A 24,045-nucleotide genomic window follows, 5' to 3' on the forward strand; every position below is an offset into this window, starting at 1 on the left:
CTCACTGACGGGTGAGTTCGCGCCCAACGATCATCCGCATCACCTGGTTCGTTCCCTCGAGGATCGAATGGACGCGCAGGTCGCGCCAGAAGCGTTCGATCGGATAGTCCATCAGATAGCCATAGCCGCCGTGAAGCTGCAGCGCGTCGTTGACCACCTTGGATCCGGTATCGGTCGCGAAACGCTTGGCCATCGCGGCGAAGCGGGTTTTGTCGGGCGCGTTCGCGGTTACCTTCGCCGCGGCGGTATAGAGCAGGCAGCGCGCGGCCTGCAGCTCGGTTTCCATGTCCGCGAGCATGAACTGCGTGTTCTGAAAATCGGCGATCGCCTGACCGAATTGCCGGCGTTCCTTGGTGTATTTCACCGCCTCGTCGAGGCAGCGCTGCGCCCCCCCCAGGGAGCAGGCGCCGATGTTGAGCCGCCCGCCATCCAGCCCCATCATCGCGATGCGGAAACCTTCCCCCAAGCTGCCCACAAGGTTATCCACAGGAACCCGCACAGCATCGAAATTGACCTGCGCGGTCGGCTGCGAGTGCCAGCCCAGCTTGCGTTCCTGCGCGCCGAACGACACGCCCGGCATGTCCTTCTCGATCACCAGGCAACTAATCCCCTTGGGGCCATCCTCACCAGTGCGGACCATCACGACGTAAATGTCGTTCTCGCCGCCGCCAGAGATGAACGCCTTGGTGCCGGTGACGACATAATGGTCGCCGTCGAGCACCGCCTTGGTCTTGAGTGCCGCCGCGTCGGACCCCGAGCCAGGCTCCGTCAGGCAATAGGACCCGATCCGCTCCATCGTCACCATCGACGGAAGATAGCGCGCCTTCACGGTCTCGCTGCCGAAGCGGTCGATCATCCACGATGCCATGTTGTGGATCGAGATGAACGCGCTGGTGGAAGGGCAGCCGTAGGCCATCGCTTCCATGATCAACGCCGATTCCATCCGCCCCAGGCCGATTCCGCCCGACGCTTCGGAGACGTAGATCGAGCCGAATCCGAGTTCGGCAGCGGCGCGGATCGTATCCCGCGGGAAGATATGCTTCTCGTCCCACTCCGCGGCGTGCGGGGTAATGGCATCGGCGGTGAAGCGCCGGGCGAGATCCTGGATCTCGCGCTGGTCATCGGTCAGGTCGAACATTGCGGTCATTCCGCCGGCTTCCTCTCATGTCCATTCAGGCACCCGAGACGCGCAGGCCATTGCCCGTCGCACGCCGCGGCAGGATCGGGTTGAACCCGCCCGGTGCCAAATCATGGACGCCTCCATAGCCAGCATGATCGCCCGATGCCATGTCTCCACCGCATCTGCCGGTGCCGCTGTCGCGATATCCCGCTGGCGGTCATCCGCGCGCCGAATGGCTTGACGCATCGACTGACCCGCTCCAACCGCACCTCCGTGGCTCATGGGGCGGAGACGGCGTGAACGGATCGGACGGCTATGGGGCAGGCGAACGGCGCTTATATGCGATCGGCCTGAGACTGCTGGCGACGCTGTGCCTCGCATCGATGGCCGCCATCGTGAAGCTGAGCGGCGATCGCGGTGTCTCCCTGCCAGAGGCCATGTTCTACCGCCAATTCTTCGCGCTCCCCATCGTGGTCGGCGCGATCATCCTCGGCCCGGGCCTCGGCACGATCCGCACCCAGCGTTTCGGCGCCCATCTTTCACGCTCGGTACTGGGGCTGATCGGCATGTCCGCCACGTTCGGCGCGGTCCTGTTGCTGCCGCTGGCCGAAGCGACGACGATCGGCTTCACCGTGCCGATCTTCGCGACCATCCTCTCGGTGCTTCTGCTCAAGGAACAGGCCGGCATCCATCGTTGGGGGGCGGTGCTACTGGGATTCATCGGCGTGCTCGTCGTGGTGCAGCCGGGGCAGAGCCACATCCCGATGGTCGGCGCGCTGGTCGCCCTCGCCTCCGCCTTCATGATCTCGCTGATCGCGGTGCTGCTCCGCCAGATCGGCCGGACGGAACCGGCGCTCACCACCGTTTTCTGGTTCAGTTTCCTCTCGGTACTGCCGCTGGGACTCATCCTGCCTTTTGCGGGCCGATGGCACGATGGTGGCACCTGGGGCCTTTTGCTGGCGATGGGCACGCTGGGCGGCATGGGCCAGATCGCCCTGACCGCCTCGCTGCGCTGGGCGCCGGTCTCGCTGGTGGTGCCCTTCGACTACACCAACCTGCTGTGGGCGACGATCTTCGGCTGGCTGGTGTTCGGCATGCTGCCGGTGGAGAGCACCTGGTGGGGGGCGCCGCTGATCATCACCAGCGGCCTCTACATCGTCTGGCGCGAGCATCGCCGGAACAGGGAACTGACCGAGGCGGCGGCCGCGGTAGAATAGCGCGGCTCAGGCCGCGCCCGCACCAATCGGCTTGCGCCCCAGCAGCCGCAATGTCGCATTCCGGCAGGCGCGGAGCGGCGGATAAAGCAGCTTCGCGCGGCGGGCGTCGCGGAAGATCCACGCGTGCACCCGGTTGAGCGCGCCCGACGGACTGCTCATCATCGCGATGCGCTGCATCACCGCGTCGCCATGGACATAATCGTCGCCGATGCGCATCCCCATGCCCTGATCGAGGTCGAAGCCCCGCCGGCGCATTTCGTCCACCAGCGGATCGTCGCTGCGCGCATCGACCAGCCGCACCGGCCCTGCCGCCTCGCGCAGCCGCACCATCTTCACATAGGCGGAGCAGAAGGGACATTCGCCATCATAGACGATGTCGACGCCGGGGCGGCTCATGGCAGCACCCGATCATGCTTCGCGTCGTAGAGCGGCAATTCGGTATGCGCGATCACGCGGCGGGTGAGCCGTCCATCATCGAGGCCGAGGCAGACCGAATCCATGACGTAGATGTAGGTGGCGATGCGGCGCTTATCGAGTGCGAAGAAGGGATCCGGCACGAACGCGGAAGGCACATGGTGATGCGGCACAAGATAATAGTTGCTGCGCCCTGCCGCATCGAGGCGTGGCAGCATCTGACGGTGATGCGCCTGCACGAAGCGGCCGAGTGCGTCTGTCGGCCCCCATTCGGGTGCCGCGGGGACCGTCCGCGGCGGCACGTGGCAATTCCGGCCCGCCAGTGCATCGTCCCAATGCAGCACCGATCCCCAGATTGACGGGTTGAAATGGCCGCTCCCGCCCGGCCACCACAGCCGCCCCTGGGAGACCTGGTAGGAAGACGAATTGAAATAGGCATTGGGGATGCGGTGGCGCGTGCCATCGTCCATCACCGCCTCGAAATGCGGGGTCGCGAAACCCGGCGTCTCGTACCAAGCGAGCGTCGCGGTGCGGAACATCGCCATGCCGGCAATGACGAAGGCGATGCAGGTCCAGCGGGGCAGCGCGGTCCAGTCGCGCTCGTCGATGCGGGTGAGCGCCACGACGATGATCAGGTTGAGCGCGACCCATTTCCAGAACAGCAGGCCGAGGCTCGCCCAGACGATGATATGGAACACATCGAACGACAGTGTCGCGAGCAGCAGCCAGCGTCGGCGCAGCGGTGCTGCGATAGCGATCAGTTGCACGCCGAGCGCGAGCAGGTTGACCGGTATCGCGGTCCACAGAAGCACGTCGTGGATCATCTGCACCGCCCCGGGCCAGGCGGCGAAGGGCATCGTCCCCTTCTCCAGCGCGGCCGGCACGCCATCGGCCAGCCGATTACCCAGCGGCCAGGAGAGCGGGCCGCCATCAAGCGCGAGCTTGGCGAGCCCGGACCAGAAATAATTGGCGAGATGCGCGCCGACGCCGGCGGCAAAAATGGTGAGCGCCGCACGGCCCAGGACCGCCTCGTCCACGCCCAGCGCAACGCGGATCCGCGGGATCGCACGCGCCGACCCGATCAACACGAACCCGATCGACCAGAAGGCGATCACCTCGGCGACGTTGCGGATGTCCAGCGTGGAGAAATAGAAGCCGGTGATGCCGGTCTGCAGTTCGCGCATCATCCACAGAATCATCGCGGCGGCGAAGATCGCGGACGGGCGCCAGAAACCGACCAGCGCAAGCGCGGCCCCGACATAGCGCGCATGGGCATGGAACAGGCTGGCGGGATGGTCTGCCCCCAGCGCGGCGTAGGGAATCGCGAAGGGCTCGGCGAGGAAGTAGAGCGCGAGGAAGCAGGCGGCGGCGCGCATCGCCCTGACCGCGAATGCCGGCAGCGCGCGATAACCGACCCAGCCGGAGCCGAGCGCGGGCACGCCGACGATCCCCGTCCAGAGCCAGATGTGCCGGGGTGCCGCATCGGCAACGAAATCCGTGCCTTGGCGCAGCAGCGCGAACAGCAGCAGCGCCGCCAGCAGGTGGATCAGGATTTCGCTCAGCCGCCGCTCTTCACCCGCCGCGACCAGTGGACCACTCTGATAGATGGCCGGTCTCCCCGCTCACCGGCCCCAGCCGGCCGGACCGGCGCCAGATCCCCGTTTTTCGTGACAGGCTGAATACAGCGCGTCATGGAATGGTCATGCGCGTTCCCCTCGCGTTAGGCGGGAGGCAAGTCGCGCTTCGCAAACGCCCGCAGCGCATCATTTCCGATCCACCGCGCGGTCTTGTCCTTCGACGCCGCCAGCCGCTCCGCCAGCGCGCAGGCCTCCGTCGGCAGACTGCCCCCGCCCTTCTGCCCGATCGCGCGCAACGCCCAGTTGACACCCTTCTTCACGAAATTGCGCTCGTCCCCCGAAGCCGCCTCGATCAACGCCAACCCGCGACGCAGTTCGTCTTCGCTCCCCGTCCGGTGCAGCGCCAGCGCGGCGAGCAGGGCGAAGCCGGCGCGGCGGCCGAATTCGTGGTTGAGCAGTACCCATTGTTCGACCTTGGCGAAAGCGCCCGGCGCATGGTCGAACAGCTTTAAGCAGACCGTGTCGACGATCGCCCAATTATCGAAGCCCGTACGCCAATGGTCCATCAGCACCGGCGTCAGCCGCGCCGGTTCGCCGATCAGGCTAGCGAGCATCCGCGCATCATAGACGCCGGTCTCCCACAGCGCCTCTGCCAGCGCCTGATCGCGGCCGAACGGCTTCGCAATCTTCTGGAGCATCGCCATCGGCACGCCGAGCGCGTCCGCCACGACGATGCCGTAGCGCGGCCCCATGTCGGCGCGGTAGCGCGGGTCGGCGGCGGCGCGCAGATCATCGAGCAATGAAGCGGCGCGCGCTTCAGCCGTCATGGCCGAGCGCAGCCTCATCCTTCAGTCCGATGCCGGTCAGCCTGCGTTCGCGTGCGGCCTTCAGCAGCCAGGCGACGCGCCCTGCCGCCTGATCATAGGAGAGGCCATGCGGCGGACGGATGTTGGAGACGCAATTGCGCTCGCTGTCCAGCCGTCCGCGCCTCGGCGCCCAGGTGAGATAGGCGCCGAGGCTGTCCGGCGCGGAGAGGCCGGGCCGCTCGCCGATCAACATCGCGACCAGATCGACGCCCAGTGCCGCACCCACCTCGTCACCGAGAGCGACGCGCGCCTGATGCGCCAGCACCACAGGCGCGATCCGCCAGCCCGGCAGTCGCTCCACCAGCGCGACGACCAGAGACGCCGCATGGGCATGCACCGCTGCCGCCGACAGCCCGTCCGCCACGACGATCGCGAGGTCGGCCTCAGCCGGCCGGAAGCGCGCCACGTCGCCCTCATCGAGCAACCGGCCGAGATCAGGCCTTGCGAGATAGGTCGCGCGATCGGGAGCGCGGCTGCTCACTTCGATCACCGGCCGCCCGATCGCCTCGGCAAACCCCTCGGCCGTCAGTTCGGCATGGACCGCGTCGCGGGCGCGGGCGTGAGCGAGCTGGAAATCGAGCATCGGCGTGGTCGGCAGCGCATGCCCCACCCGCCCCAGCGCCACCCGCGCCTGCGTCAGCGCGCGCAACCGCGCGGAACGATCGGGAAGATCAGCCATCGAGCTTCGCCAGTGCCGGCACCGCGCGCAGCGGGAGCGCCGCGGGTGCGTCGGCGATGCGACCATCGGCACCGATCAGCCCGACATCGGCCAGCCAACCCTCAAATTCGGGCGCCGGCCGCAGCCCCAGCACCTCGCGCAGGTAAAGCGCGTCATGGAAGCTGGTCGACTGATAGTTGAGCATGACATCGTCGGCGCCGGGCACGCCCATCACGAAATTGATGCCGGCCACGCCCAGCATCGTCAGGATCATGTCCATATCGTCCTGATCCGCCTCGGCATGGTTGGTGTAGCAGAGATCCAGCCCCATCGGCAGGCCCAGCAACTTGCCGCAGAAATGGTCCTCAAGCGCCGCGCGCAGGATCTGCTTGCCGTCATAGAGATATTCGGGGCCGATGAAGCCAACCACCGAATTGACCAGCAGCGGATCGAAGACGCGCGCGACAGCATAGGCGCGCGCTTCGAGCGTCTGCTGGTCGATGCCGTGATGGGCATCGGCGGAAAGCGCGGAGCCCTGCCCCGTCTCGAAATACATGACATTGCTGCCGGCTGTGCCGCGTTGGAGCGCGCTAGTCGCCGCATGCGCCTCAGCGAGCAGCGCGATGTCGATACCAAAGCCGCGATTGGCGCCCTCCGTGCCCGCGATCGACTGGAAGCACAGGTCCACCGGCGCGCCGCGCTGGACAAGCGCGAGCGTATTGGTGACGTGGGTGAGCACGCAGCTTTGCGTCGGAATGCGCCAGCCCTGCCGAACCTCGTCGAGCAAATTCAACAGCAGCGCCGCTTGATCGATGCTGTCGCTTGCCGGGTTGATGCCGATCACCGCATCGCCGCTGCCGAGCAGCAGCCCGTCAAGGATCGAGGCGGCGATGCCGGTCGGGTCGTCGGTGGGATGATTGGGCTGTAACCGGACCGAAAGCCGCCCCGGCAGGCCGAGCGTGTTGCGGAACGCGGTGACCACGCGAATCCGCCGCGCCGCCGCGACAAGATCCTGATTGCGCATCAGGCGAGAGACGGCCGCCGCCATCTCCGGTGTGATGCCGGCCGCAGCCGCGGCGATCAAGGCATCGTCGGTCGCAGGATCGAGCAGCCATTCGCGGAAACCGCCGACAGTGAGGTGGCGGATGGAGGCAAAGGCATCCCCATCATGGCGGTCGACGATCAGTCGGGTGACTTCGTCCACTTCATAGGGAATAACGGCCGTATCGAGGAAATGCGCGAGCGGCAGGTCCGCCAGCACATAGCGCGCGGCCACGCGCTGCTCGGCGCTTTCGGCGGCGATTCCGGCAAGCACATCGCCCGACCGCAGTGGCGACGCGGCCGCAAGCACATGGCCAAGGTCACGGAAGACGTGGCGGGTGCCGGCAAGATCGACTCGATAGGCGGTCAAAAATGCTCCTTACTTACTCCTCTTCCCTCCAGGGAGAGGTTGAGTGAGGGCCTTCTTCTTCGAAAGAAAAGCGCCTCGCTCCGCTCGGCCCCTCACCCAACCCTCCTCCCCTAGGAGAGAGGGTGTCAAGGCGTCAGTCGGTAAAGAGGCGCCCGCGTGTCAGGAAGCGGGTGCCGCGGGCATTGTCGAGGCTGAACGTCCCGCCCCGGCCCGGTCCCGCATCGAGGATAAGTTGCGTATGCGCCCACAATTCGCCCTGTGCTGCGCCGATATAGACAGGGACGCCGCCAACCTCGCCCAGCAGGATATCGTTGTCGCCGATGTGGAATTCGCCGACGGGATAGCACATCGGCACCGAACCGTCGCAGCAGCCGCCGGACTGGTGGAACAAGATGTCGCCATGCTCCTCCCGGATCTGCTCGATCAGTGCCAGCGCCGCAGGGGTGGCGACCACGCGCGCTTTTTCTTCGGTCATCGATCCGCTCCTTTCCGGCCGTCAGCGCCGATAGACCAACGACAGGTTGTTGGCCGGCATCGGCACGATCCGGTCTTTGGCGAAGCCGTGCCGCGCTGCCAGTTCGGAGACATCCTCGACTGCGCGCAGCCCCCAGCCCGGGTCTCGCGCCTTCAGCGACTCGTCGAAGGTGAGGTTGCTTGGCGCGGTCGGCACGCCCGCCTGCACGAACGGGCCGTATATATAGAGGGGCGCGCCCTCCGGCAGCAACCGCGCCGCGCCCGCGAACAGCCCCCGGGTCGCCGCCCACGGGCTGATGTGGACCATGTTGATGCACAGTATCGCGTCCGCGGCCTCGATCGGCCAATCCGCCGCCGCGGCATCGATCCGCACCGGCGGCCGCAGGTTGATATGGCCCACCTCGGCTGACCAGGACACGATTGAGCGCAACGCCGCCTCGTCGGGATCGCTCGGCTGCCAGACGAGGCGCCGGAGCTGGCCCGCAAACCAGGCGGCATGCTCGCCGCTGCCGCTGGCGATTTCGAGCACCAGCCCCTGCGCCGGCAACACCTGCCGCAGCACCGCGAGGATCGCGTCGCGGTTGCGCAAGGTCGCCGGCGCGTGGCGGCGATCTTCGGAGCCGGCTTCGGCGGCGATCCAGGGGCCTTCGGTCATGCGAGCGAAAATAGCAGAGCGGCGCGCACGGTCACTAGGCGGATCGCTTACATAGGTAGCGTCGTTCGGCTATGGGCGCGTTTCATGAACAACGACAAGAACATATCGAAGACTTTGTCCTATTGGCTGCGCCACCGGCCTGACGCGGGCAGCCTCACTCTAGACGCCGCGGGCTGGACGCCAGCCGACGCAGTACTGGCCGCGCTCGGCCGCGCCGGATTGCCCGACGATTCGGAAACGCTGATGCGCGTCGTCGCGGAGAGCGACAAGAACCGCTTCGAGCTTTCCGCGGACACCAGCATGATCCGCGCGCGGCAGGGCCATTCGGTGAAGGTCGACCTCGACTGGCCGATCACGCCACCGCCAGAACATCTGTATCACGGCACGATCGACCGCTTCCTCGACGCGATCCTCACCGAGGGACTGAGGCCGATGAAGCGCCATCACGTCCACCTCTCGCCGGATGTCGCGACCGCGACGATCGTCGGCGCGCGGCGTGGTGTGCCGGTGATCCTGCGCATCGCGGCGGCGGAAATGGCTACGGCGGGGCATGTGTTTCGCTTGTCGGGCAACGGTGTGTGGCTGGCGGCACATGTGCCGCCGGTGTTCATCGCGCGGACTTAGCGCTCTCCCCCGAGGGAAGAGGGGGCCGCCTACCGCCGCACCAGCCCATCCACGATCAACCGCGTCACACTTGCCGCATAGCCTTCCGGCAGCGGCTCCAGGCTGAACAGCACACGATAGATCAGGCTCCCGATCACCAGATCGAACAGCGCATCCGCGCTCACGCCGTCCGCGATCAGTCCGGCGCGCTGACCCCGCGTCACGATATCCGCCAATGTCGCGCGAGCCGCCGCTTCCGACTCCGCCTGCAATTCCCGCTGCAATGCGCGATCGCCCTGGGTCACTGCGATCACGCCCACAGCAGCCGCGCCGATATCCGGCCGCTGGTAGCGGTCGAGCAATTGCTCGACCAGCGCCAGCACCTGCGCTTCTAGCCCCTCCGTATCAATCACATCCGGCAGCCGTCCCTCGCCGCCCGTCGCAATGGCGTTGGCGATGTGCACCTTGGTCGGCCAGCGCCGGTAGATCATCGATCGCGGTACCTCCGCCATCTGCGAGATCGCGTCGAACGAAAGCGCGCGGAAGCCGCCCTCCGCCAGCAGGCTGCGGGCGGCGTTGAGGATCCGGCGATCGATGTCTGCGTCGCGCGGGCGGCCCCGTGCTTTCCTGATGCTGACTTCCATAACCCGTGGTGGCCCTACGCACGGAAGCCTGTCCAGAGCGGATCATAAGCGCTTGCAGTTTTCGGAACAGAGTGTACCTTTTTGGTCGCAAGGATGGCCCGAAGAGGCCGCCGGCAGCGATGGAGAGGATGATGCTCGATCTGGTGATCCGCAACGGATTGATCTGCGACGGCAGCGGCGCGCCGCCATTTCGCGGCGATGTCGGCGTGCGCGACGGCAAGGTCGTTGCGATTGGCGAGGTCATCGGCCGCGCGCGCGAATCGGTCGACGCCACCGGGCTGGTGATCGCGCCCGGCTTCATCGATCCGCACACCCATTATGACGCACAACTGGTGTGGGATGGGTTGGCCCAGCCCAGTCTGGAACATGGCGTAACCACGATCATGCCCGGCAATTGCTCGCTGAGCCTAGCGCCGCTGCGCGCCGAGCATCGCGAATTGCTGGGCGCCACCTTCCGCAAGATCGAGGAGATGCCGAAGAACGCGTTCGACGCCGGCCTCTCGTGGACGTGGGAGAGCTTCGCCGACTATCTCGCGGCGATCCGCGGCCAGCTTGGCGTCAATGTCGCGCCGCTGGTCGGCCATAGTCTCGTGCGGTTGTGGGTGATGGGAGAGGAGGCGCGGGAGCGCGCTGCGACCGACGAGGAGATTGCGGCGATGCAGGCGCTGCTCGCCGAATGCCTCGCCGCCGGCGCGGTCGGGCTCAGCGGATCCTGGGTCGACATCGATCATGAGAATCGCCCGGTGGCCGCGCGGCTCGCCGAACCGAAGGAACTCGATGCGCTGTGCGCCACATTGGGGGCGCACGGCGGCATCCTCCAGATCGTGCCCGAATTCTGGGATGCGGACCTGCTGTGCGCGCGCATCGACCTGCTGGCGGATCTGTCGCGCCGCCACGGCATCGCCACCACCTTCTCACCCCTGTTCGACAGCAATGCGGCCCCCGAACTGGTCGGCATCGCGCTCGATCGCATCCGGCTGCAGACCGCGCATGGCGCGCGGGTGACGCCGCAGATGCAGACCCGGCCGATCGACCTGTCGTTCGACCTGACCGCGCCGATGTCCACCTTCGCGACCTTGCCCGCATGGTGGGCGATGACCCTGCTGCCGCGCGAGGAGAAGCTGGCCGCGCTCGCCGATCCCGAACGGCGGCGCGTGCTGGCGGCGGAGATGGATCATTTCATGATGCCGATCGGCCTCAAGATCGATTTCGCCGATGCCTATATCAAGCGAATGGGGCACCCCGATCCGGCGCTGATGGGCCGCCGCGTGGGCGACATAGCCGCCGAGCGCGGCGTCCATATCGCCGAGGCCATCATCGACCTGTCACTGGCCGACGATCTCGAAACCGCCTTCGGTCTCGACGCGATCGGGCATGACGATGCTGCGAAGATCGCCGGGCTGCTCGCCGATCCCCTGATCGGTATCGGCGCCGGCGATGGTGGCGCACACGTCACGAATTTCGCGACCTATGGCGATACCGGCTATCTGTTCAGCCGCTTCGTCCGCGGCCTCGGCGCGATGCCGCTGGAGCAGGCGGTGCGCAAGCTGACCCACGACGTGGCGACGGTGTGGGGCCTCAAGGATCGTGGCCTGCTGCGGCCCGGCTATGCAGCGGACATCGTGCTGTTCGATGCCGAGAAGATCGATCGCGGGCCCGAGATCGCGGTGGATGACCTCCCCGCCCCCGGCTTCCGCTACATCCGCCGCGCCAAGGGGGTGATGCGCGTGTTCGTCAATGGTGCGCTCGCCTATAGCCGCGCCACCGGTTACGCGCCGGCGCGCGCCGGCATGGTCGCCGAAAGGATCGCGGCATGAGCGCCGCCGCCCTGCCCCCGGTCCGTCGCTTCATCCAGCCGCTTTCGAGCGACGACTGGGCGAGCATCGCCGACCGGCTGATGCCCGATGCCGACCGGGAGGAGGCGATCGCACAGCTCAAGAGCTGGAACCTCCACCTCGCCTTCCGCCCGGTCAGCGTGATCACGCCTTCGGACGTGATGTTCGTCGAACCTCCGCGGGCACAGTGACCTCGAACGGCGCCGTCATCGACACCGTGCGGCTGACGCCGACGCACGATGGAGAGGCGGCGCTGGTGATCGGCCTGCGCTTCGCCAATGGCGGCCGATCCAACGTCCAGATCGCCGCGGACGAGGTGCGCGCAGTGATGGCGAAGGCCGGCGTCGGCAATGCGATGGATCTGGTGGGGCGCTGCTGGACGGTACTGGACGTGAAGACGCCCGCCTTCCTCGGCGCACCGAAGCAATCGAACAGGGAGAGCGTGGCATGAACGCCGAAACCAAGCTGGCGCCCGACGAGGCCGCCTATCTGATGGGTGCCGCCGAACCGGCAACCTCAAGCGTGCTGATCAGCAATTCCAAATATCTGAACAGCCCGCTGTTCCGCGATGTCTATGCCCAGATGGGGCTGAAGCGCGACGGACACGACCTGCCTGACGCCTATCTGATCCCAACCTTGTCGCGCGCCATGGGCGAGGTGACCGACCCTGCGCGCATCGACGCGCTGCTGGCGGCGGAACGCGAACGCCTGCCCGAATTCGCCGCGTGGCTGGACGAGCGCTTCACCTCCAATTTCACTGCCGAACAGGTGGCGCATTGCGCGCCCGATACGCTCGGCGGGCGCATTCACGCCTTCATCGCCGACAGCGGCTATGCGATCGACTTCCTGTTCAGGGACGAGCCGAAGACCGACTATCAGTTTCTGACCAAGCGCCGCGCCCAGAACCATGACATCGAGCATATGGTCACCGGGCTCTGCCCCAGCCAGGTCGGCGAGATCGCGCTGATCGCAGCCAACACGATGGCGAACGCCAATTATTTCTCGGTCGAGTTTGCGCACGAGCTCAACCTCTACGGCACCGTGCTGATGGCCACCTCGCTCAGCCGGTCGGGGCTGCATTATCCCAAGACTTTACCCTCGCTGCTGGAGGGCATCTCACGCGGCTATGCGCTGGGCGCGCGGCAGGAAAAGCCGCTGTTCATGATCCGCTGGGAAGACCATCTCGATCGGTCGATTGCCGACATCCGCGCCGAGTTCGGGTTCGAGGATGGGCCTGAGCCGGGGTATTGGGACTGGGTGTTTCAAGAGTTCAAGGGGTGAAATCCCCAACCCCTCCTCTTCAGGGCATCGGGTCGTCCAGTCCCCCGGACTGGACTTGGACTGCCGGGGGCAGTCCAACCTGATGGCGGATTCGGGTGGAGGCGGGCGCAGCGAGCTTCCGGCGAAGCCGGGAAAAGCGCAAACGGGAGCCTTGAGCCCCCGTCACCGCTCCCCACCCTTGCCCCTCCCCTGAAGGGGAGGGGTGAAGAAACACAAGAAAAGGGAGAGAGAATGATGAAGGGACCGGATCAACTCTGCCGGAGCTACGGCCAGGCGATGCTCGACAAGGATGGCCGCGCGATCGCGGGCCATTATCTCTTTCCCTACATCTCCTTCACATTGGGCGGCGTCCACAGCTTCGAGGATCGTGGCACCGCTGACGAGGCCTGCACCCAGCAGGTCGCGCGCTTCGATCGCGCCGGTATCGGCACGGACATCAGGCTGAAGGATTATAAGGTCGTTCCCGTCTCCGACGATGCCGCCTTGTGCCACCTGACCTGGGAGGTGTTCCCGCAGGATGGCACCCCCGGCTGGTCGTGGCTCAACATCTATGGCTATCGCCGCAAGGGTGATGAGGAAGGGTTCGAGTTCAACATCTCGGACAATGAAATCGGAGAGCTGTTGAAGCGGTTTCCCAACTTCTTCTCGCTATAGCGCGCGCCATCCCACCGCCGCGCAAGCGCGATCCCGGCAAGATTCTTCGATCGCGGCACCTGTTTGAGCCGCACTTTCGGGATCGCCGCAACCATGGCGGCAAACGCCGTGACATAGGGCTGCAGCTGCGGGCTGCGGCACCGCCACCGCCCGCGCGCCTGCTCGACGACGAGCGTCGAATCCCCCACGAACAGCACGTCCGTCGCGCCGGCCGCCGCCGCCAGTTCGGCGGCGAGCAGCAGCGCCAGCCATTCGGCCTGGTTGTTGTCGCCGATGCCGAGCCCGTCGCGCAGATAGGCGGCGCCGCCGATCACCACCGCGGCTTCCATCGGCCCCGGGTTGGGCCGGCAGCCACCGTCAAAATAGAAGGTCATGCGCGCGCTCACCCGCCTGCGATAGCCTCTGTCAGCCGTAAATGCATCGGTCGGCAGGTCGGCGCGCGGATCGCACCGGTCGCCGCTTGGCTGATGACCGCCGTCGCCCGCCGCGCTCCATATCCTCCGGCAGGGGGAGCGTAAGTCTTCGGGACCACCTGGGGACAAGTATAAAGGGACGAAACAGACATGCGCTTCCAAACCATCATGCTGGCGGGACTGAGCGCGATCGCGCTTACGGCATGTTCGAAGCAGGAAGAGGTTGCGGCGGCGCCACCACCGCCCCCGGGCTCCGTCGCGGGAAGCACAGCGGCCGATCGGGACGGGGACGGTATCGTCGACGGCTATTACACGTCGGACGGGATCTATCATCCCAATGTTCCGCCCGCCCCGCCTGCGGCGCCGCCGGCTCCGACCCGCGCGGGAGAGCGCGGCTGATCACGCGACGATCGGGAATGCGGCTCGGCCGCATTCCCCTCTGCTTCATCGCCGCGCTGGCGGCGCTTTCGCTGAACGTCACCCTGCCCGCCTCTGCAACCGCAGCTGCGCCGGCAGCGAAACCGCGTGCGGCGAGACCGGCACCTCCGGTGGACACCACTGCATTGCGACAGGCCATCCGTGATGCGGCCGGCGGCACGGAGAAGAGCTTCTACGCAGCCCGCGGATATCAACCGCTATGGGCGGCGAACGGCCGGATCGGGCGCAGCGCCGAAACATTGCTGACCTATCTGGAAACCGCCGAACTCGATGGCCTTCGTCCGTCGTCCTACGGCGTCGAAAAGCTGCGCGCCGCCGTCGTCACGGCTCGCAGCGGCGATCCGCACGCGGTGGCAGAGGCGGAGGTGCGGCTTTCCGCTGCCTTCGCCCGCTATGCGCGCGATCAGCGCGGCAAGGCCCGCGTTAAGATGGATTATGCCGACCGCCGGCTGAAGCCACGGCGCCCCAAGCCCGAAGCCGTGCTGCGCGCTGCCGCCTTCCCTAAGTCCTTCGACGCGTACATCACCGACATGGCGTGGATGAGCGAGCATTATGTCCGTCTGCGCACCTTGACCGGCCGCGCGCGGAAGACCGGTGCCAGCGCGGATGCGCTCGAGCGACTGCGGCTCAACCTCGAGCGCGCGCGACTGCTGCCCGGCCCCTTCGCGCAGCATATCGTGGTCGATGCCTCGTCAGGCCGGCTGTGGTATTATGAGGGCGGCGTACAGGTCGGCACGATGCGCGTTGTCGTGGGCGCAAAGGAGACGCAGACGCCGATGCTGGCGGGCACGCTGCAATGGGCGATCCTCAACCCCTATTGGAACGTGCCCGATTATCTGGCGCAGCGGAGCATCGCCAAGAAAGTGCTCGCCGGCCGATCGCTGGCGATGATGCGGATGGAAGCGCTGTCGGACTGGAGCGCCAACCCGGTCCGGCTCGATCCGCGCACGATCGACTGGAACACGGTGGCGGCGGGCACGCGCGAGGTGCGCATCCGGCAACTTCCCGGGCCGCAGAATTCGATGGGCAAGGTCAAATTCCTCTTCCCCAACGATGAAGGCATCTACCTGCACGACACGCCCGATCGCGATCTGCTGAAGAAGGAAGACCGGCATTTCAGCAATGGCTGCATCCGGCTGGAAAACGCCGCGGCGCTGGGCCGCTGGCTGATGCAGAAGCCGCTGAAATATCCGAAGCAGCCCGAACAGGCGGTGGCGCTGCCGGTAGGCGTACCGGTGTATCTGACCTATATCACCGCGGTTCCGACCGAGCGCGGTCTGGGTTTCCGCGCGGACGTCTATGGGCGGGACGGCTAGGCCGGCGCCGCAAGGGGGCGAGGGACGGCATGGAGATCATGACACCGGGCGAGAAGCGCGCCCTCTCCAGCCTCACCGCCAACCGCACGATCCATATCGCCGTCACCCATGCACCCGCCGACATCGATATCGCCGCCTTCGGGCTGAATGGCGATCGCCGGATCGGCGATGACCGCTATGTGATCCTGTTCAGCAACGAGCGCAGCCCCGAAGGCGCGATTACCTACGCCAAGCAGGGTGGCGAGACGCACATCGCTGTGGGACTCGATCGGCTGCCGGAGGAGATCCACCGCATCTCAATCACCGCCACGCATGACGATCTGCCATTGCGCCAGGCCGAAACGCTGACGGTTGCGGTTGCCGGTGCCGCCAGCATCGACGCGAAGCCGCACCTTGGCGCCGAGAAGGCGATCATGCTGGTCGACCTCTACCGCCATGGCGGCGATTGGCGGATCGGATCGGTCGTGCAAGGATTCAACGGCGGCCTCGCGGCGCTGGTCGAGCATTTCGGCGGCGATGTTGCCGATGACGGACCGCCCCCCGCGCCGCCACCGCCCGCCACGCCGCCGACCATGACAGGACCTGCCCCAACGCCTAGAGCGCCCCTGATCAAGGTCGACCTACGCAAGCAAAAGGTCAGCGTGTCGCTCAGGAAGCTGGGCATCGAGCATCAGAAGGCCGAAGTCACCTTCATCATCGACGCCAGCGGCTCGATGTGTGAGCTCTATGATCGGGGCATCGTACAGGAGACCGTCGAGCGCATCGCCCCGATCGCGCTCAGGCTCGACGATGACGGCAGCATGGACACCTGGTTCTACGCCTCGCGCTGCAAGCAGGTGGAGGCGCTGAACGCGGACAATCTCGACGGCTTCATCGCCCGAACCTTGCCGAGCCCCGGCGCCCCCGTCGGCGGAGCGGATCCGGTCAAGCGCGGTTTTCTCGGCTTTGCCAAGTCCGGCCCCGACAAGTCGCTCGGCTATGGCAATGACGAGCCAGTCGTGATGAACGCAGTTCTGCAGACCGAACCCGAACGGCGCACGGTGCCCCGCCTCGTGATCCTGCTGACGGATGGCGGCATCTACGAGTCGGAACGGATCATCGAGATCCTTCGCGAATCCTCCCGTCTGCCGATCTTCTGGCAGTTCATTGGCGTCGACAATGATCTGGGCGAGGATGAGGATGACTTCGAAGACGAAGACAACGAGGAGGATGATCGCGACAATTACGGCGTGCTGGTCGAACTCGATACGGTGGATGGTCGAATCGTCGACAATGCCGGCTTCTTCAGCGTCGACGATCTCCGCCAGATCAGCGACGAAGAGCTTTACGACCGCATTCTCAGCGAATTTCCGAGCTGGCTGCGCGCAGCGCGGGCCGCAGGGATACTGGCCTGAAAGTCGCCAAGGGCGGTGCCGGGATCAGTCTACAAACGAAGGTCGATCAAACCACCGCCGAACAGCCGGTCTCTCGAACTGCGGACGTGACGTCGCATCGCCTCCGCGGCGCGCTCGGCGTCGCCGACGCGGATCGCTTTGAAGATCGCGCCATGTTCCTCGGTCGATTCCTCCAGCCGCGCATTGGGCTTGAGAAGCGCCATGCCGTGCAACTTCATGCCCACGGCAACCTGATCGCGCAGCGCGAACAACACGCTTGAGAAATACTGATTGTTGGCGGCCTTGGCGATCGTCAGGTGAAATTCGAAATCCACATCGTCACGATGGACATGGTCGGCGGTTGCGCGCTCGAGTCGGTGGAGGATATCGGCCAGTTGGGCGATGATCGCATCGTTGCGCCGTTCCGCGGCCAGCGCAGCGGTCTTGCTCTCGATCGTCTCGCGAAACTCGAAGCAGCGCTGGATATCCGCGATTGTTTGCGCCGGGCTGAACATCGGCGGAATCTCCGCGCTATCCGTCGCCCCCGCCGGCTCATGCCCCAGCACGAAGCTACCAGCGCCCTGACGCGAATAGATTACGCCGTCGTCGCGCAGTCGTTTCAGCGCATCTCGAATGATCGGGCGCGAAACCTCGAACGAGCGGGCCAATTCATTCTCGCTGGGCAGCTTGGACTGGCGAGCGAACTGGCCGCTCGAAATCCAGCCGAACAACTGCTCATACACCTTGTCCGCCAAGGTGGTGCCGCGAAAGCCAGCCTCGCCGTTCCCGGCCAGCACGTGGGATGTAAACCGGTTGTCGTCGGGCGCCTGACTCGTCTGCATTCTGGGAAACTATCGCGTTCCCGCATATTTTTGAAGGGTCTCGCATGGCGCAGGATCATTGGATGACCACTTATTTGACAGGTTGCCTCGGCAAAGCCGACTCGCCGTCGCCCCTGCTAGGACGATACGTGCCGATGGCGACTTAACCTCTCCGGGTCATGCTAGCGAAACGATCTGCCGTGGCGCGTGGCACTTACAAATTTTACCAATGGATCAGGCAAATGCCTGAACCGCGAGCATCTTAGCTGAGCCCTAAGTGACGGTATGGAGCCGACTTGACCCACAAGCGCCCACGTCAGCCAGCGGAATTCGTCTGACGAATGACGTATCTAATTTACAACTTGCCACCCGACCTGTAACGTTGCCTTCACGGACCAGCAGGACCGTTCAAATAACCGGAGGGGACTGATGGGTAGGCGCAGGGGTTACCTTTTTACGAGCGCGGTCGCGGCAATCGCAATCGGCCAAGCATCCGCGGCATATGCGCAGGACGAATCGACACCGGCCGCCGAGCCGCCGGTCATCCCGCGGAGGGACTCCTCGGCTGAGCTGCCGCCTTCGGTCGAACAGCAGATCATCGTCACCGGTAGCCGCTTGCGCAGCCCGACACTGACCGCCCCGGCCCCGGTGCAGGTGATCGACCAACTGCAGATTCAGCGCGAAGGCTTCATCAACGTCATCGACGCGATCCAGCAGAACCCGGCGTTCGGCAACCCGAGCAACAGCCGCACGACAAGCAACGGCAGCCGCCAGGGTCTCGGTGGCAACACGGTCGGCCTGCGCAATGGCGGCGACACGCTGACCCTGACCTTGATCGAGGGACGCCGCACCGTCTCGAAGGAACTGGCGTTCATCCCCACTGGTTTTGTCGACCGCGTTGAAGTCCTCACCGGCGGCGCCTCCGCCGTCTATGGTTCGGACGCGATCATCGGCGTCGTCAACTTCATCTACAAGCGGAAGTTTGAAGGTGTGCAGGCGAACTTCCAGGCCGGCATCTCCGAGGAAGGCGACAATGCCGAATACACCGCAGACCTGACTGTCGGCAGCAATTTTGCCGGCGGACGCGGCAATGCGATGTTCTATGTCGGCTGGTCTGACCAGGCACTGCTGTCCAACAGACAGCGCGATTACACCGCCCGCAGCTTCAGCAGCCTGGGCGTACAGCAGCGCCGGGGCGGCGGCAGCGACGCCAATCTGGAAGCCGTGCGCAACCTGTTCGTGCCGGTCGCGCTGGACAATAATCCGATCACCGGCGCCGGCCTGTTCGTAACGCGCGGCGGCGGCACCTTCACCATCGCACCGGACGGCACCGCGCGCGCCCCCCTTGCTTCCGAATTCTTCGATGGCGCGCCCTACGGCGCGATCGCCAGCCCCCTGGAACGCATCAACACCGCGGCACGGATCAATTATGAGCTGACCGACAAGCTCAAGGTCTTCGTCGAGGGCACATATGCGCGCTCGAAGACGCGGGGCTATTCGGGCCCCCTCGCGCATCAATCCTCGTCGGGCCAGTCGATCATCCCCGGCGGTGCGCCCTACAATATCGAGACTCGTGTGATGGCGCCTACCGGCGAGGTCGCCATTGTCCGCAACCCGTTCGTTCCGGACGCGATCTACAATGGTGCGACCGACACCACCAACGCAACCTGGCGCGACGGCCTGCGCGACATCACCTTCCAGCGCCGCGGGCTGGAATGGGGACCGCATAATTCGGAGCTCGAACGCGACGGTTTCCAGATCACTGGCGGCGTCGAAGGCGAGATCGGCAGCAAGTGGCGGTACGAGGCCTATTACGCTTATGGCGAGGCCACGCAGTTTCACACCTGGCCCAACGGGCTCAACGCCGATCGTTATGCGCAGGCACTGAACGTCATTTCCGATGTCTTCGACTTCAACGGCAATGGCAATCGGGCCGAGGCGATCTGCGCCGATGCGGCCGCGCGTGCCGCCGGCTGCATTCCGATCAACATCTTCGCGGGCGCGAACGGCGTGTCGCAGGCGGCGGTCGATTGGACGAAGGCCACCGGCTCACGCTACACCAAACAGACGCTGTCGGACTTCCAGGCCAACATCGCCGGGCCGCTCTTCCAGCTCTGGTCGGCCGGTCCGGTCGAGGTCGTCGCCGGCGTCGAACATCGACGCGAATCTGAACTGACGGTCCATGATCCGCTGCATGTGGCGGGGCGAAACGGCTTCGATTCACGCGGCAATGCGTCGGGCTCGACGACGATCAAGGAAGCCTATGGCGAAATCCAGATTCCGCTTATCCATAACACCCCGTTCATCGAGAATCTGACGATCCGTGCCGCGGGGCGCGCCTCCAAATATCGCCAGCTCGACAAGGCCTATTACGGCTGGAACGTCGGCTTCGAATGGTCACCCATCAGCGACATCCGTTTCCGCGGCACGAGATCCTACGCCATTCGGGCGCCCACCATCGACAACCTCACCCGCCCGCAGACCACAACGTTCGATCTTGGCACTCGCGACATTTGCGCCGGCGTGACCCTGACCTCCACAAGTGCGGCGAGCGCCGGCTGCCGTGCAGATCCGCTGGTGCTGGCAAACATCAACGCCAACGGGGGTACGTTCACGCTCAGCGCGGCCGATCGCGGTGCATCGATCCGTTCTGTCAATGACCCGAACCCGAACCTCGGACCGCAATTTTCGAACACGATCACCTTCGGTGCAGTCGTCAACCCGACATCGATCCGGGCGCTGCGCAACCTCGTCTTCACCGCCGACTATTACAAGGTGGACATCTCCGGCGGCATCGGCACGATCAGCATCGATCAGGCCGGCATCCTCTGCTACGTCGACCGCCGCGCCGACTGGTGTTCGCTGATCACGCGCCGCCCCGAAGCGGTTGCCGGCTTCAACGTCGGCACGATCGACACCTATAGCAGCCAACTGCAGAACGGCACCGGCAAACGCCTGATCGAAGGACTGGACTTCACCCTGTCCTACCTCACCAATCTTGACGGGATCGGACTGAACGACAGCCGCCTGAGCTTCCAGATCGCCTACAGCCATTTGTTGCGCAGCTACACCACCGCCGTAGCCGGCGCCGCCCGCCGGGACCTGAAGGGCGAACTGGGTACGCCGGACAATCCCGCATCGGGCAGCATCACGTTCGAGAATGACGATTTCGGTTTGACGCTGAGCGGCAACTATGTGCCGCGCTATTATCACGAACAGCCCTTCCGTGAGACCTTCCCGCTGGCGGACGGCAGCTTCATTCCGAAATCGGAATTCAAGATCCCGGACCGCTTCTACACCAACATGCAGACGCGCTTCAAAGTCTCGGATCAGTTCCAGATGTTCTTTGGGGTGCGCAACCTGTTCGACGTGAAGCCGATCGTTCCCTATGCGGGCCTTCCCGGTAATTTTTACGTCTACGACCAGATTGGCCGCCGCTTCTACGCCGGCCTTCGCCTGAAGATGTAGTCGCCTCACGTGAGGGAATGGCCGGCCCGTCGCAACCGGTCATTTCCTCACGAGCCGCTTACTCGAAGCGCGCAAGGCTATGCGGCCGCGTATCCCCGCGATCAGCGCCGTGCGCAGGCCTGGCGCGCATCGCGCAGCACGCGTGACAGTTCATCGACCGAATAGGGCTTGTGCAGCAGCGCAAACCCGTGCCGTGCGTCACCGGCCAGAACATGGCTGTAGCCGCTGGTCAGGACGACGGTCAGTTCCGGCCAACGCACGCGGACCTGCCGGCCTAACTCCACGCCATCGATGCCGGGCATGATGACATCGGAAAACACGATGTCGATCTCAGCATGGTCTTGTTCGAGAATGGCGATTGCGTCGGACGCATTGGCTGCCCGGCGGGTGGTGAAACCGAGGTCGCCCAGAAGCTGCGACGCGAATTCACCGACCTGCTCATTGTCTTCGACGATCAGGATGCTGGCCTCGGCCGCGGCAATTTGCTCGGAGACGAAAACCGCCTCCGACTCATTCGACGCCGCTGCCCTCGGGAGATACAGGCTGAAGGTCGTGCCTTCGCCAACGCAGCTTTGCACGTCGATCTCGCCGCCGGACTGTTTGGTGAAGCCATAGACCTGGCTCAGCCCGAGACCTGTGCCCTTGCCGACCTCCTTCGTGGTGAAGAAGGGCTCGAAGATATGCTCCAACTGCCCGGCCGGCATACCCGAACCGGTGTCCGCCACGGAAATCTTGACGAAATCCCCCTTCGCCGCGGCATGGCCGCGACGCGCTGGCACCGATCCGGCCGCCTCGATCGCGATCGTGATACGCCCTTCACCGTCCATGGCGTCACGCGCATTCACCGCCATGTTGACCAGCGCGGTTTCGAACTGGCTGGCGTCGACCTCGATGTGGCAGGACGGACACGCCGCATCGACGACGAGATCTACCCGCGCGCCGACGACGGTGCGCAGCATGTCGGCCACGCTGCCGACCTGCGTCGCGGCGTTGAAGACTTCCGGCTTGAGCGCCTGACGCCGTGCGAAGGCGAGCAGCTGACTGGTCAGCTTGGCAGCGCGATCTGCAGTTTCCGCGATCGCATCGATATATTTCTTCTGCTTGTCCCGCGGCAGTTCACGGCGGGCAAGAAGCTCCGCCGAGGAACGGATGATGGTGAGCAGATTGTTGAAATCATGTGCGACGCCGCCGGTAAGTTGGCCGATCGCCTCCATTTTCTGAAGCTGCCGAACCTGATCTTCCGAGGCCATGAGTTCGCGCGAACGCTCCTCCACACGAGTCTCAAGCGTTTCATTGAGCTGGCGCAGCGCCTCTTCCGCGACAGTTCGCTCCAGAATGTCGGCCGCCTGCCGCGCCACGATGTCGAGCATCCGCAGGTCGCGTTCCGAGGGCTGGTGCGGCATGCTCCAATGCGTGGAGATCATGCCGAGCAGCTTGCCACTGCGGGACAGCAGCGGTGTCGTCTGTGCCGACCGGATGCCCGCTTCGCGAAAGGCATCGAGATCGGGCGTTGCCGCGATATCGCTCCATGCCTCAAAGTCTGGGATGATCGCACGCTGACCGAATTTCAGCGCCAACGTGCAACTGCTGTAGGCAGCGGGGCTGACCCATTGCCAAAAGCCGATCGCCGCGGGCGAGAGGCCATGCTGCGCCAGAAGCTGCAGTTCGCCGCCATGACCGGACGGATCGTCTGCGGGGCAAAGTAGCTGCATCGTCCCGAACTGCGATCCCGTGATGGTGACGGCGGCATCGACGATCTTGCGATAAAGTTCGACGCGATCCTGCTCGTTAATGAGCGCAACGCTGATCCTGTGCAGCAGGTCGATGTCGGAAAGCTCACCCTCGGCAACCGGAGCCAACTGGCCGACCGGCAACACCGTGGGAGCGTGGTGCGAGATGGTCACGAAACGCTTCTTCCCCAGCCGGCGCGCGATCGATGCACGCGCCGCCTTAACCACAATCAATGAGCCGCATCAAAGTTCACATGCGAACCTCCGGTCCGACCGGGTGTCGGCGCCACACCGGCTATCATTTATAATGCTTGAATGATGACGTCTCATGCATCAATGGTGACAGATGATCACTCCTCAACAGATGCGAGCCGCGCGTGCCATGCTCGGGATCGACCAGAAGCGTCTGGCGGAGTTGGCTGGCGTATCGTTGCCGACCATCCAGCGGATGGAAGCATCGGATGGGCAGGTGCGCGGCGTCGTCGAGACGCTGGTCAAAGTGATCTCCGCGCTTGAGCGCGAAGGTGTCGAATTGATCGGTGAGAATGCTCCAAGCCTCGGCAGCGGGCGCGGCGTGCGGTTGAAACTGCAAACGGACAAGAGCAAATGACGGACAGCGAAGACGATTATATTTATGACGTGGAGAGCGGCGAATGGCTTCCCGCCTCGGAACTCGCCGAACGGCAGCGCGCTGCCGCGCAGCCCGAAGTTCGCGACGCGGTCGGCAATATCCTGTCGGACGGCGATCAGGTGACGCTCATCAAGGATCTCGACGTGAAGGGCGCCGGGCAGACGCTCAAGCGCGGCACGCTCATCAAGTCGATCCGCCTGACCGGCGACGCGCAGGAGATCGACTGCAAGTTCGACGGCATCAAGGGCTTGGTGCTGCGTGCGCAGTTCGTGCGCAAGCGTTGATCGCCGGGTGGCGCCAGCGCGTGTCATCGGCCTGCCACCAATCGCCCGATAAGCCGCCGCGACGACGAGGCGGTGCAGAATGACGGGCGTAATGAGGTCGGTGGCGCGGCGGCTGCAGTTGCCGAAGGGGTTTCTGGCGCTCGCGGGGACGGAGTTCTGGGA

Annotated in this window: 25 protein-coding genes; 13 read left to right on the forward strand and 12 right to left on the reverse strand. The window is 65.2% G+C overall.

Annotated features, from left to right (window positions below; translation table 11 throughout):
- Window position 1: 1 nt before the first annotated feature.
- On the reverse strand, window positions 2-1,147 hold the full coding sequence (locus tag FHS96_RS08715) for an acyl-CoA dehydrogenase family protein (RefSeq protein ID WP_429589334.1): 1,146 nt from the start codon (window positions 1,145-1,147) through the stop codon (window positions 2-4).
- A 269-nt stretch (window positions 1,148-1,416) separates the two neighbouring features.
- On the opposite strand from FHS96_RS08715, the gene FHS96_RS08720 reads away from it, so the two are divergent.
- The gene (locus FHS96_RS08720; protein ID WP_429589337.1) at window positions 1,417-2,337 is read left to right on the forward strand and encodes a DMT family transporter; all 921 of its coding nucleotides are present in this window, start codon (window positions 1,417-1,419) and stop codon (window positions 2,335-2,337) included.
- A 6-nt stretch (window positions 2,338-2,343) separates the two neighbouring features.
- Here the strand turns inward: FHS96_RS08720 and FHS96_RS08725 are convergent, their stop codons facing one another.
- The 7 genes from FHS96_RS08725 to FHS96_RS08755 form a co-directional block, all read right to left on the reverse strand.
- Window positions 2,344-2,733: a DCC1-like thiol-disulfide oxidoreductase family protein gene (locus FHS96_RS08725; RefSeq protein WP_429589339.1), complete on the reverse strand. Its 390-nt coding sequence runs from the start codon at window positions 2,731-2,733 to the stop codon at window positions 2,344-2,346.
- Entirely contained in the window at window positions 2,730-4,190 is a 1,461-nt protein-coding gene (locus tag FHS96_RS08730; RefSeq protein WP_429589341.1) for a hypothetical protein, read from the reverse strand. Before FHS96_RS08730 ends, FHS96_RS08725 begins: the two co-directional genes overlap by 4 nt.
- Before the next feature lie 281 nt (window positions 4,191-4,471).
- Window positions 4,472-5,155: a DNA alkylation repair protein gene (locus FHS96_RS08735; protein WP_429589344.1), complete on the reverse strand. Its 684-nt coding sequence runs from the start codon at window positions 5,153-5,155 to the stop codon at window positions 4,472-4,474.
- Window positions 5,145-5,873, reverse strand: a complete 729-nt coding sequence (gene eutC / locus FHS96_RS08740; RefSeq protein ID WP_429589347.1) for an ethanolamine ammonia-lyase subunit EutC — start codon at window positions 5,871-5,873, stop codon at window positions 5,145-5,147. Before eutC ends, FHS96_RS08735 begins: the two co-directional genes overlap by 11 nt.
- Window positions 5,866-7,263, reverse strand: a complete 1,398-nt coding sequence (locus FHS96_RS08745) for an ethanolamine ammonia-lyase subunit EutB (RefSeq protein ID WP_429589350.1) — start codon at window positions 7,261-7,263, stop codon at window positions 5,866-5,868. The genes eutC and FHS96_RS08745 overlap by 8 nt, the downstream gene beginning before the upstream one ends.
- A 133-nt stretch (window positions 7,264-7,396) precedes the next feature.
- The gene (locus FHS96_RS08750) at window positions 7,397-7,738 is read right to left on the reverse strand and encodes a DUF779 domain-containing protein (protein ID WP_429589353.1); all 342 of its coding nucleotides are present in this window, start codon (window positions 7,736-7,738) and stop codon (window positions 7,397-7,399) included.
- Between the two features lie 21 nt (window positions 7,739-7,759).
- Complete coding sequence (locus tag FHS96_RS08755) at window positions 7,760-8,392, reverse strand: DUF938 domain-containing protein (RefSeq protein ID WP_429589356.1); 633 nt, start codon at window positions 8,390-8,392, stop codon at window positions 7,760-7,762.
- A gap of 84 nt (window positions 8,393-8,476) precedes the next feature.
- On the opposite strand from FHS96_RS08755, the gene FHS96_RS08760 reads away from it, so the two are divergent.
- The gene (locus FHS96_RS08760) at window positions 8,477-9,016 is read left to right on the forward strand and encodes an RNA 2'-phosphotransferase (protein ID WP_429589359.1); all 540 of its coding nucleotides are present in this window, start codon (window positions 8,477-8,479) and stop codon (window positions 9,014-9,016) included.
- A gap of 29 nt (window positions 9,017-9,045) precedes the next feature.
- On the opposite strand, the gene FHS96_RS08765 is transcribed toward FHS96_RS08760, so the two are convergent.
- Window positions 9,046-9,639 carry a TetR/AcrR family transcriptional regulator gene (locus tag FHS96_RS08765; protein ID WP_429589362.1) on the reverse strand — a complete coding sequence of 198 codons (594 nt, stop codon included), beginning with the start codon at window positions 9,637-9,639 and terminating at the stop codon, window positions 9,046-9,048.
- Window positions 9,640-9,770: 131 nt separating this feature from the next.
- On the opposite strand from FHS96_RS08765, the gene FHS96_RS08770 reads away from it, so the two are divergent.
- From FHS96_RS08770 to FHS96_RS08790, 5 genes are all read left to right on the forward strand, one after another.
- Window positions 9,771-11,456: an N-acyl-D-amino-acid deacylase family protein gene (locus tag FHS96_RS08770; RefSeq protein WP_429589365.1), complete on the forward strand. Its 1,686-nt coding sequence runs from the start codon at window positions 9,771-9,773 to the stop codon at window positions 11,454-11,456.
- The gene (locus FHS96_RS08775) at window positions 11,453-11,665 is read left to right on the forward strand and encodes a hypothetical protein (RefSeq protein WP_429589368.1); all 213 of its coding nucleotides are present in this window, start codon (window positions 11,453-11,455) and stop codon (window positions 11,663-11,665) included. The genes FHS96_RS08770 and FHS96_RS08775 overlap by 4 nt, the downstream gene beginning before the upstream one ends.
- Window positions 11,662-11,925: a hypothetical protein gene (locus FHS96_RS08780; RefSeq protein ID WP_429589371.1), complete on the forward strand. Its 264-nt coding sequence runs from the start codon at window positions 11,662-11,664 to the stop codon at window positions 11,923-11,925. Before FHS96_RS08775 ends, FHS96_RS08780 begins: the two co-directional genes overlap by 4 nt.
- Window positions 11,922-12,755, forward strand: coding sequence for a Coq4 family protein (locus FHS96_RS08785; protein ID WP_429589374.1), 834 nt, complete (start codon window positions 11,922-11,924; stop codon window positions 12,753-12,755). The genes FHS96_RS08780 and FHS96_RS08785 overlap by 4 nt, the downstream gene beginning before the upstream one ends.
- 231 nt (window positions 12,756-12,986) lie before the next feature.
- Window positions 12,987-13,409, forward strand: coding sequence for a hypothetical protein (locus FHS96_RS08790; protein WP_429589376.1), 423 nt, complete (start codon window positions 12,987-12,989; stop codon window positions 13,407-13,409).
- Here FHS96_RS08790 and FHS96_RS08795 read toward each other — a convergent pair.
- The gene (locus tag FHS96_RS08795; RefSeq protein ID WP_429589379.1) at window positions 13,310-13,783 is read right to left on the reverse strand and encodes a reverse transcriptase-like protein; all 474 of its coding nucleotides are present in this window, start codon (window positions 13,781-13,783) and stop codon (window positions 13,310-13,312) included. The genes FHS96_RS08790 and FHS96_RS08795 overlap by 100 nt on opposite strands.
- Window positions 13,784-13,972: 189 nt before the next feature.
- Here FHS96_RS08795 and FHS96_RS08800 point away from each other — a divergent pair, with 189 nt between their 5' ends.
- Genes FHS96_RS08800 through FHS96_RS08810 form a run of 3 tightly spaced genes read left to right on the forward strand, consistent with a single transcriptional unit; the run spans window position 13,973 to window position 16,970 of the window.
- Window positions 13,973-14,221: a hypothetical protein gene (locus tag FHS96_RS08800; protein ID WP_429589382.1), complete on the forward strand. Its 249-nt coding sequence runs from the start codon at window positions 13,973-13,975 to the stop codon at window positions 14,219-14,221.
- A gap of 17 nt (window positions 14,222-14,238) precedes the next feature.
- Window positions 14,239-15,576, forward strand: a complete 1,338-nt coding sequence (locus FHS96_RS08805; RefSeq protein WP_429589385.1) for a L,D-transpeptidase scaffold domain-containing protein — start codon at window positions 14,239-14,241, stop codon at window positions 15,574-15,576.
- A gap of 29 nt (window positions 15,577-15,605) precedes the next feature.
- Window positions 15,606-16,970 carry a VWA domain-containing protein gene (locus FHS96_RS08810; RefSeq protein ID WP_429589389.1) on the forward strand — a complete coding sequence of 455 codons (1,365 nt, stop codon included), beginning with the start codon at window positions 15,606-15,608 and terminating at the stop codon, window positions 16,968-16,970.
- Between the two features lie 29 nt (window positions 16,971-16,999).
- Here FHS96_RS08810 and FHS96_RS08815 read toward each other — a convergent pair whose 3' ends face one another.
- Window positions 17,000-17,791 carry a FadR/GntR family transcriptional regulator gene (locus tag FHS96_RS08815; protein WP_429589392.1) on the reverse strand — a complete coding sequence of 264 codons (792 nt, stop codon included), beginning with the start codon at window positions 17,789-17,791 and terminating at the stop codon, window positions 17,000-17,002.
- Between the two features lie 408 nt (window positions 17,792-18,199).
- Here FHS96_RS08815 and FHS96_RS08820 point away from each other — a divergent pair, with 408 nt between their 5' ends.
- Window positions 18,200-21,238 (forward strand): TonB-dependent receptor domain-containing protein, encoded by a 3,039-nt coding sequence (locus FHS96_RS08820; protein ID WP_429589395.1) that lies wholly within the window; start codon window positions 18,200-18,202, stop codon window positions 21,236-21,238.
- A gap of 101 nt (window positions 21,239-21,339) precedes the next feature.
- On the opposite strand, the gene FHS96_RS08825 is transcribed toward FHS96_RS08820, so the two are convergent.
- Window positions 21,340-23,142 (reverse strand): ATP-binding protein, encoded by a 1,803-nt coding sequence (locus tag FHS96_RS08825; protein ID WP_429589398.1) that lies wholly within the window; start codon window positions 23,140-23,142, stop codon window positions 21,340-21,342.
- A gap of 172 nt (window positions 23,143-23,314) precedes the next feature.
- Here FHS96_RS08825 and FHS96_RS08830 point away from each other — a divergent pair, with 172 nt between their 5' ends.
- Both FHS96_RS08830 and FHS96_RS08835 read left to right on the forward strand, forming a co-directional pair.
- The gene (locus FHS96_RS08830) at window positions 23,315-23,578 is read left to right on the forward strand and encodes a helix-turn-helix domain-containing protein (protein WP_429589401.1); all 264 of its coding nucleotides are present in this window, start codon (window positions 23,315-23,317) and stop codon (window positions 23,576-23,578) included.
- Window positions 23,575-23,883: an alkylphosphonate utilization protein gene (locus FHS96_RS08835; RefSeq protein WP_429589404.1), complete on the forward strand. Its 309-nt coding sequence runs from the start codon at window positions 23,575-23,577 to the stop codon at window positions 23,881-23,883. Before FHS96_RS08830 ends, FHS96_RS08835 begins: the two co-directional genes overlap by 4 nt.
- Window positions 23,884-24,045 lie beyond the last annotated feature (162 nt).

Source organism: Sphingomonas zeicaulis (assembly GCF_050433225.1).
GTDB lineage: Bacteria > Pseudomonadota > Alphaproteobacteria > Sphingomonadales > Sphingomonadaceae > Sphingomonas_D > Sphingomonas_D zeicaulis.

What these genes read in the sequence shown, in the direction of transcription:
- FHS96_RS08715 (WP_429589334.1), bottom strand. Translation starts at nt 1,147, where the DNA reads ATGACCGCAATGTTCGACCTGACCGATGACCAGCGCGAGATCCAGGAT.
- FHS96_RS08725 (WP_429589339.1), bottom strand. Translation starts at nt 2,733, where the DNA reads ATGAGCCGCCCCGGCGTCGACATCGTCTATGATGGCGAATGTCCCTTC.
- FHS96_RS08735 (WP_429589344.1), bottom strand. Translation starts at nt 5,155, where the DNA reads ATGACGGCTGAAGCGCGCGCCGCTTCATTGCTCGATGATCTGCGCGCC.
- eutC (WP_429589347.1), bottom strand. Translation starts at nt 5,873, where the DNA reads ATGGCTGATCTTCCCGATCGTTCCGCGCGGTTGCGCGCGCTGACGCAG.
- FHS96_RS08750 (WP_429589353.1), bottom strand. Translation starts at nt 7,738, where the DNA reads ATGACCGAAGAAAAAGCGCGCGTGGTCGCCACCCCTGCGGCGCTGGCA.
- FHS96_RS08755 (WP_429589356.1), bottom strand. Translation starts at nt 8,392, where the DNA reads ATGACCGAAGGCCCCTGGATCGCCGCCGAAGCCGGCTCCGAAGATCGC.
- FHS96_RS08760 (WP_429589359.1), top strand. Translation starts at nt 8,477, where the DNA reads ATGAACAACGACAAGAACATATCGAAGACTTTGTCCTATTGGCTGCGC.
- FHS96_RS08765 (WP_429589362.1), bottom strand. Translation starts at nt 9,639, where the DNA reads ATGGAAGTCAGCATCAGGAAAGCACGGGGCCGCCCGCGCGACGCAGAC.
- FHS96_RS08770 (WP_429589365.1), top strand. Translation starts at nt 9,771, where the DNA reads ATGCTCGATCTGGTGATCCGCAACGGATTGATCTGCGACGGCAGCGGC.
- FHS96_RS08775 (WP_429589368.1), top strand. Translation starts at nt 11,453, where the DNA reads ATGAGCGCCGCCGCCCTGCCCCCGGTCCGTCGCTTCATCCAGCCGCTT.
- FHS96_RS08785 (WP_429589374.1), top strand. Translation starts at nt 11,922, where the DNA reads ATGAACGCCGAAACCAAGCTGGCGCCCGACGAGGCCGCCTATCTGATG.
- FHS96_RS08790 (WP_429589376.1), top strand. Translation starts at nt 12,987, where the DNA reads ATGATGAAGGGACCGGATCAACTCTGCCGGAGCTACGGCCAGGCGATG.
- FHS96_RS08795 (WP_429589379.1), bottom strand. Translation starts at nt 13,783, where the DNA reads ATGACCTTCTATTTTGACGGTGGCTGCCGGCCCAACCCGGGGCCGATG.
- FHS96_RS08800 (WP_429589382.1), top strand. Translation starts at nt 13,973, where the DNA reads ATGCGCTTCCAAACCATCATGCTGGCGGGACTGAGCGCGATCGCGCTT.
- FHS96_RS08805 (WP_429589385.1), top strand. Translation starts at nt 14,239, where the DNA reads ATGCGGCTCGGCCGCATTCCCCTCTGCTTCATCGCCGCGCTGGCGGCG.
- FHS96_RS08810 (WP_429589389.1), top strand. Translation starts at nt 15,606, where the DNA reads ATGGAGATCATGACACCGGGCGAGAAGCGCGCCCTCTCCAGCCTCACC.
- FHS96_RS08815 (WP_429589392.1), bottom strand. Translation starts at nt 17,791, where the DNA reads ATGCAGACGAGTCAGGCGCCCGACGACAACCGGTTTACATCCCACGTG.
- FHS96_RS08820 (WP_429589395.1), top strand. Translation starts at nt 18,200, where the DNA reads ATGGGTAGGCGCAGGGGTTACCTTTTTACGAGCGCGGTCGCGGCAATC.
- FHS96_RS08830 (WP_429589401.1), top strand. Translation starts at nt 23,315, where the DNA reads ATGATCACTCCTCAACAGATGCGAGCCGCGCGTGCCATGCTCGGGATC.
- FHS96_RS08835 (WP_429589404.1), top strand. Translation starts at nt 23,575, where the DNA reads ATGACGGACAGCGAAGACGATTATATTTATGACGTGGAGAGCGGCGAA.